The organism is Tepidimonas sp., from assembly GCF_036825565.1.
Lineage (GTDB): Bacteria > Pseudomonadota > Gammaproteobacteria > Burkholderiales > Burkholderiaceae_C > Tepidimonas.
This window is the reverse complement of record NZ_DAISXZ010000024.1, coordinates 21,447-27,478: the sequence shown is the minus strand read 5'-3', so window position 1 is coordinate 27,478 and position 6,032 is coordinate 21,447. Positions and strand designations below refer to the sequence as shown.

Annotated in this window: 6 protein-coding genes; 3 read left to right on the top strand and 3 right to left on the bottom strand. The window is 70.3% G+C overall.

All coding sequences use genetic code 11. The annotated features are described in order from the left end of the window. Positions 1–65 precede the first annotated feature (65 nt). From gatB to gatC, 3 genes are read right to left on the bottom strand one after another with little or no spacing between them, the layout of a single operon-like run. Positions 66–1,544 (bottom strand): Asp-tRNA(Asn)/Glu-tRNA(Gln) amidotransferase subunit GatB, encoded by a 1,479-nt coding sequence (gatB, locus tag V7026_RS05105; protein WP_334154214.1) that lies wholly within the window; start codon positions 1,542–1,544, stop codon positions 66–68. Positions 1,545–1,547: 3 nt separating this feature from the next. Next, positions 1,548–3,080: an Asp-tRNA(Asn)/Glu-tRNA(Gln) amidotransferase subunit GatA gene (gatA, locus tag V7026_RS05100; protein ID WP_334154212.1), complete on the bottom strand. Its 1,533-nt coding sequence runs from the start codon at positions 3,078–3,080 to the stop codon at positions 1,548–1,550. Then, the gene (gene gatC, locus V7026_RS05095) at positions 3,077–3,376 is read right to left on the bottom strand and encodes an Asp-tRNA(Asn)/Glu-tRNA(Gln) amidotransferase subunit GatC (RefSeq protein ID WP_334154210.1); all 300 of its coding nucleotides are present in this window, start codon (positions 3,374–3,376) and stop codon (positions 3,077–3,079) included. The genes gatA and gatC overlap by 4 nt, the downstream gene beginning before the upstream one ends. Before the next feature lie 129 nt (positions 3,377–3,505). Between gatC and V7026_RS05090 the strand changes: the two genes are divergently transcribed. From V7026_RS05090 to mreD, 3 genes are read left to right on the top strand one after another with little or no spacing between them, the layout of a single operon-like run. Next, the gene (locus V7026_RS05090) at positions 3,506–4,552 is read left to right on the top strand and encodes a rod shape-determining protein (protein ID WP_334154208.1); all 1,047 of its coding nucleotides are present in this window, start codon (positions 3,506–3,508) and stop codon (positions 4,550–4,552) included. Positions 4,553–4,599: 47 nt separating this feature from the next. After that, entirely contained in the window at positions 4,600–5,490 is an 891-nt protein-coding gene (gene mreC, locus V7026_RS05085; protein WP_334154206.1) for a rod shape-determining protein MreC, read from the top strand. After that, positions 5,487–6,011, top strand: a complete 525-nt coding sequence (gene mreD, locus V7026_RS05080) for a rod shape-determining protein MreD (RefSeq protein ID WP_334154204.1) — start codon at positions 5,487–5,489, stop codon at positions 6,009–6,011. The genes mreC and mreD overlap by 4 nt, the downstream gene beginning before the upstream one ends. Positions 6,012–6,032: the final 21 nt, after the last annotated feature.

Genomic DNA, 6,032 nt, shown 5'->3' with positions numbered 1-6,032 from the left:
ATGGAGGGCTGCAGCAAATATTGCAGCTACTGCGTGGTACCGTACACGCGCGGCGGCCGGCCGTGTCATCCCAGCGCGCGCTTGAGCAGTTCGTTGACTTGCTGCGGATTGGCCTTGCCCTGGGTAGCTTTCATCACCTGCCCGACCAGCGCGTTGAAGGCCTTGTCCTTGCCGGCGCGGTATTCGGCCACGTTCTTCTCGTTGGCGGCGATCACCTGGGCGATGATCGCCTCCAACGCGCCGGTGTCGTTCATCTGCCGCAGGCCCTTGGCCGCAATGACCGCATCCACCCGGGCCAGCGCCGCCGATCCATCTTGCACGCCCACCGGCTCGGCCCAGAGCGCATCGAACACCTGCTTGGCCGCATTGTTGGACACCGTGCCGTCGCTGACGCGCTGCAGCAGCGCCCCCAGCAGCACCGGTGCCACCGGACAGGCCTCGATGTCGATCTCCGCCGCGTTGAGCCGGCGCGAGACCTCGCCCATGATCCAGTTGCTCGCGGCCTTGGGCGCGGCGCCGGCGCGCACCGTGGCCTCGAAGTAAGCCGCCATGGCCGGGCTCTGGGTCAGGGTGGTGGCATCGTAGTCAGGCAGGCCGTGTTCGCGCACCAGGCGCTCGGCCATCGCCCGCGGCAGCTCGGGCATCTCGGACTGCACGCGCGCCACCCAGTCGGCAGGGATCACCAGGGGCGGCAGGTCCGGGTCGGGGAAGTAGCGGTAGTCGGCCGCATCCTCCTTGGTGCGCATGGCGCGCGTCTCGCCCGTGTCGGGGTCGAACAGCACCGTCGCCTGCTCGATGGCATGGCCATCCTCCAGCTGCTCGATCTGCCAGCGCACCTCGTAGTCGATGGCCTGCTGCATGAACTTGAAGCTGTTGAGGTTCTTGATCTCGCGCCGCGTACCCAGCGGCTGGCCGGGCTTGCGCACGGACACGTTGGCGTCGCAGCGGAACGACCCCTCCTGCATGTTGCCGTCGCAGATACCGATCCAGGTGACGATCTTGTGCAGCTCTTTGGCGTAGGCCACGGCCTCGGCGCTGGAGCGGATGTCCGGCTCGGTCACGATCTCCAGCAGCGGCGTGCCGGCGCGGTTGAGGTCGATGCCGCTCATGCCGTGGAAGTCCTCGTGCAGCGACTTGCCCGCGTCCTCCTCCAGGTGGGCGCGCACCAGGCGCACGGTGCGCAGCTCGTCGCCCAGGTAGAACTGGATCGCCCCGCCCTGCACCACGGGGATCTCGTACTGGCTGATCTGGTAGCCCTTGGGCAGGTCCGGGTAAAAGTAGTTTTTGCGCGCGAACACGCTGCGCGGCGCCACATGCGCCCCGACCGCCAGGCCGAAGCGGATCGCGCACTCGACGGCGGCGCGGTTCATGACCGGCAGCGTGCCCGGCAGCGCCAGATCGACGGCGCAGGCCTGGGTGTTGGGCGCGGCGCCAAAGGCCGTGGCGGCGCGGCTGAAAATTTTGCTGCGCGTGGCGAGCTGGGCATGGGTCTCGAAGCCGATGACGACCTCGTAGCCCTGGACGAGAAACGATGCGCTGGTCATGGATCAGGCCTGACGCGAGAGGGTGACGCTGGCCGGGGCACGGGTGTGCCAGTCGGTCACGCGCTGGAACTGATGGGCCGCGTGCAGCAGGCGCGGCTCGGCCAGGTGCGGGCCGATGAGCTGCAGGCCCACCGGCAAACCGCCCGCGCCAAAGCCGGCCGGCACGCTCATGCCCGGCAACCCGGCCAGCGACGCCGGCAGGGTATAGATGTCGGCCAGGTAGGCCGATAGCGGATCGTCCGCCTTGTCGCCGATGGCCCAGGCGACGGTGGGCGCCACCGGCCCAGCGATCAGGTCGCATTGCTCGAACGCGCGCAGGAAGTCCTCCGCGATCAGGCGGCGGATCTGCTGCGCCTTGAGGTAGTAGGCGTCGTAGTAGCCGTGGGAGAGCACATAGGTGCCGATGAGGATGCGGCGCTGCACCTCGGCCCCGAACCCCTCGCTGCGCGAGCGGCGGTACATGTCGAGCAAATCGGTGTACTCCGCCGCGCGGTGGCCGTAGCGCACCCCGTCGTAGCGGCCGAGGTTGGAGCTGGCCTCGGCCGGGGCGATGATGTAGTAGGCCGGGATGGCCAGTTCGGTGCGCGGCAGGCTGACGTCCACCAGCGTCGCGCCCAGGCGCTCGAACTCCGCCAGCGCGGCGCGCACGGCGGCCTGTACATCGGCGCTGCAACCAGCACCAAAAAACTCCGTCGGCAGGCCGATGCGCAACCCCTGCAGCGGGCGGCCCGCGCTGGCCCCGGGCAGCGGCTCGTCCAGCCCACGGGTGTAGTCCTCGGCCGGGCGATCCAGGCTGGTGGAGTCGCGGTCCGGGTCGGGCCCGGCCATGGCCGACAGCAGCAGCGCACAGTCCAGCGCCGAGCGCGCGATCGGCCCGGCCTGATCCAGGCTGGAGGCGTAGGCCACCATGCCATAGCGCGAGCAGCGGCCGTAGGTCGGCTTGATACCGGTGACGCCGCAAAATGCGGCCGGCTGGCGGATCGAGCCGCCCGTGTCCGTGCCCGTCGCGCCCGGCACCAGCCGCGCGGCCACCGCAGCGGCCGAGCCGCCGGACGATCCCCCCGGCACGCGCGCGGGATCCCAGGGGTTGCGCGCCGGGCCGAACGCGGAGTTGTCGTTGCCCGAGCCCATGGCAAACTCGTCGCAGTTGAGCTTGCCCAGCGTCACCGCGCCGGCGCCGGGGTGCCCGTCGGCACCCCCGCCCAGCCGGGCCACCACGGTGGCATCGAACGGGCTGCGGTAGCCGGCCAGCATGCGGCTGCCCGCCGTGGTCGGGAAGTCGCGCGTGACGAAGACGTCCTTGTGCGCGATCGGCACGCCCAGCAGCGGGTTGTGCTCGCCGCGTGCGCGCCGCTCGTCTGCGGCCCGGGCCTGCGTCAGGCTGGCGGCCTCGTCCACGGCCAGGAAAGCGCCCAGCCCCTCGTGCGCACGCACGCGCTGCAGCAGCGCCTGGGTGGCTTCGACGCTGGAGACCCGGCCCGCGGCCAGCGCGGCCGCCAGCTCGGCCACGCCCATCTGGTGCAGTTCCGTGCTCATTCGATCACCCGGGGCACGAGGTACAGGCCATCCTCGACGGCGGGGGCGCTGGCCTGGTTGGCCGCGCGGCGGTCGGGCTCGCTCACGACGTCGTCGCGCAGCCGCAGCGCCACGTCGGTGAACACCTCCACCGGGTGCGCGAGCGGCACGACGCCCGTGGTGTCCACGGCCTTCATCTGCTCGACGATGTCGAAAAACGCATTGAGCTGGCCAAGCATGCGCTCGGCCGTCGGGCCGTCGAGCGCCAGCCGCGCCAAATGCGCGAGGCGGTCGACATCCTGTAGGGTCAGTGACATGGTGTAACGCGGCGCGTTGGTAAAGCGGGTGAGAAGTGCCTTGCGGTATTATCCCGGGTTTCACGATACGGCCTGCCCGCTTCCTGGCGCCCACCCCTTGCAGGCAGGCTGCACAGGACCTCACACACCATGTTCGAATCCCTGCGTCGGCATTTTTCGACCGACCTTGCCATCGACCTGGGCACGGCCAACACGCTCATCTATGTGCGCGGCAAGGGCATCGTGCTGGACGAGCCTTCCGTGGTGGCCATCCGCCACGAGGGCGGCCCCACCGGCAAAAAGACCATCCAGGCCGTCGGCAAAGCCGCCAAGGCCATGCTTGGCAAGGTACCGGGCAACATCGAAGCCATCCGCCCGATGAAGGACGGGGTCATCGCCGACTTCACCGTCACCGAGCAGATGCTCAAGCAGTTCATCAAGATGGTGCACCCGCGCTCCATGCTCAAGCCGAGCCCGCGCATCATCATCTGCGTGCCGTGCGGCTCCACCCAGGTGGAGCGGCGCGCCATCCGCGAGTCGGCGCTGGGCGCCGGCGCCTCGGAGGTCTACCTGATCGAAGAACCGATGGCCGCCGCCATCGGCGCCGGGCTGCCGGTGGCCGATGCGGCCGGCTCGATGGTGGTGGACATCGGCGGCGGCACCACCGAGGTCGGGGTCATCAGCCTGGGCGGCATGGTCTACAAGGGCAGCGTGCGCGTCGGCGGCGACAAGTTCGACGAGGCCATCATCAACTACATCCGCCGCAACTACGGCATACTGATCGGCGAGCCGACCGCCGAGTCGATCAAGAAGACCATCGGCAGCGCCTTCCCCGGCTCCGAGGTCAAGGAGATGGAGGTCAAAGGCCGCAACCTCTCCGAGGGCGTGCCACGCAGCTTCATCATCAGCTCCAACGAGGTGCTGGAGGCGCTGACCGACCCCATCAACAACATCGTCAGCGCGGTCAAGACGGCGCTCGAGCAGACCCCGCCGGAGCTGGGTGCCGACATCGCCGACCGCGGCATGATGCTGACCGGCGGCGGTGCCCTGCTGCGCGACCTGGACCGCCTGCTCAACGAGGAGACCGGCCTGCCCGTGTTCGTGGCCGAGGACCCGCTGACCTGCGTGGTGCGCGGCTGCGGCATGGCGCTGGAGCAGATGGACCGGCTGGGCCACAGCATCTTCACCAGCGAGTGACGGACCGCTCGCGGCCCCCGTCGCCGACCGCCGCTTAGCCATCCGCCATGCCGCTGGGCACCGTCGACCGCACGCCGCCCCCCTTCTTCAAGCAGGGCACACCCGCCCTGACGAAGCTGCTCGTCCTGAGCGCCCTGGCGGTGCTGCTGATGGTGGTGGATGCCCGGCTGCGCTGGGCGGCCCCGTTGCGCGCGGGAGTGGCGACGGTGCTGTACCCGGTGCAATGGCTGGCGCTGCAGCCCGTGCGCGCCGTGCAATGGGCGGGGCAGCACTTCGCCTCGCTGCAGGCCGCCCAGCGCGACGCCAGCGAGGCGCGCGCGCAGCTCGCGCAGCAGGCCGAGCGCGCCGGCTTGGTCGAACATTTGGCCCAGGAAAACCGCGAGCTGCGGCGGCTGCTCGGTCTGCGCGAGCGCCTCTCCCCATCGGCCCAAGGCGCGGAAATCCTCTACGCGCTGCCGGACCCCTACGTGCCCGCCGTGGTGATCGACCGCGGGGCGCTGCAGGGTGTGCGCGAGGGGGCGCCGGTGATGGACGGCTTTGGCGTGCTGGGGCAGGTCACGCGCGTTTACCCCGGCACTAGCGAAGTGACGCTGCTGGCCCACCGACAGCTCGCCATCCCTGTGCTCAACACCCGCACCGGCGAGCGCTATCTGGCTTACGGCAACGGCAGCCGCGACGAGCCGGGGCTGAGCCTGCGCTTCGTGCCGGTGCAGACGGCCACCCGAGCAGGCGACGCGCTGGTGACCAGCGGCATCGATGGCCTGTACCCACCGGGGCTGCCGGTGGCGACCGTCAGCACGGTCAGCGCCGAAGGGCGCGAGGGCTTTGCCCAGGTGCTGGCCCGGCCCGCCGCCCGCATGCGCGACGCGCTGCATGTGCTGGTGTTGCAGCCGGCGCAGGGGGATGCGCCGGCCCCGACGACGGAGCACCGCCCATGATCCTGCCGCGCGGACAGGCACTGCTGCTGCCGGCCAACCCAGTCTTCATTTGGGGGTCACTGGCCACGGCGTTTTTGCTGCTGGTGCTGCAGGGGCAGCTCACGGCCGCGGCGTGGCTGCCGGACTGGGTGGCGCTGGTGCTGGTGTTTTGGACCATCCACCAGCCGCTGCGCATCGGTGTGGGCGTGGCGTTCGTCGCCGGGCTGTTTGTGGATGTTCACCAAGGGGTGTTGCTGGGCCAGCATGCGCTGGCCTACACCGCCATGGGCTATCTGGCCGTGACGCTGCATCGGCGGGTGCTGTGGTTCGACCTGCGCGGCCAGACGCTGCATGTGCTGCCGCTGTTTGCGGTGGCGTTTGGTTTGCAGGCGCTGGTGCGGCTGCTCGCCGGCCACGGCGATCCCCCCGCGCTGGCCTGGATCGCCCCGCTGCTGGCGGCCGCGTTGTGGATGCCGGCGACCTGGATATTGCTCGCCCCGCAGCGCCGCGCGCACGACCCGGACGAGACCCGTCCCCTCTGATCACGCTCACCCTGCCCCCTG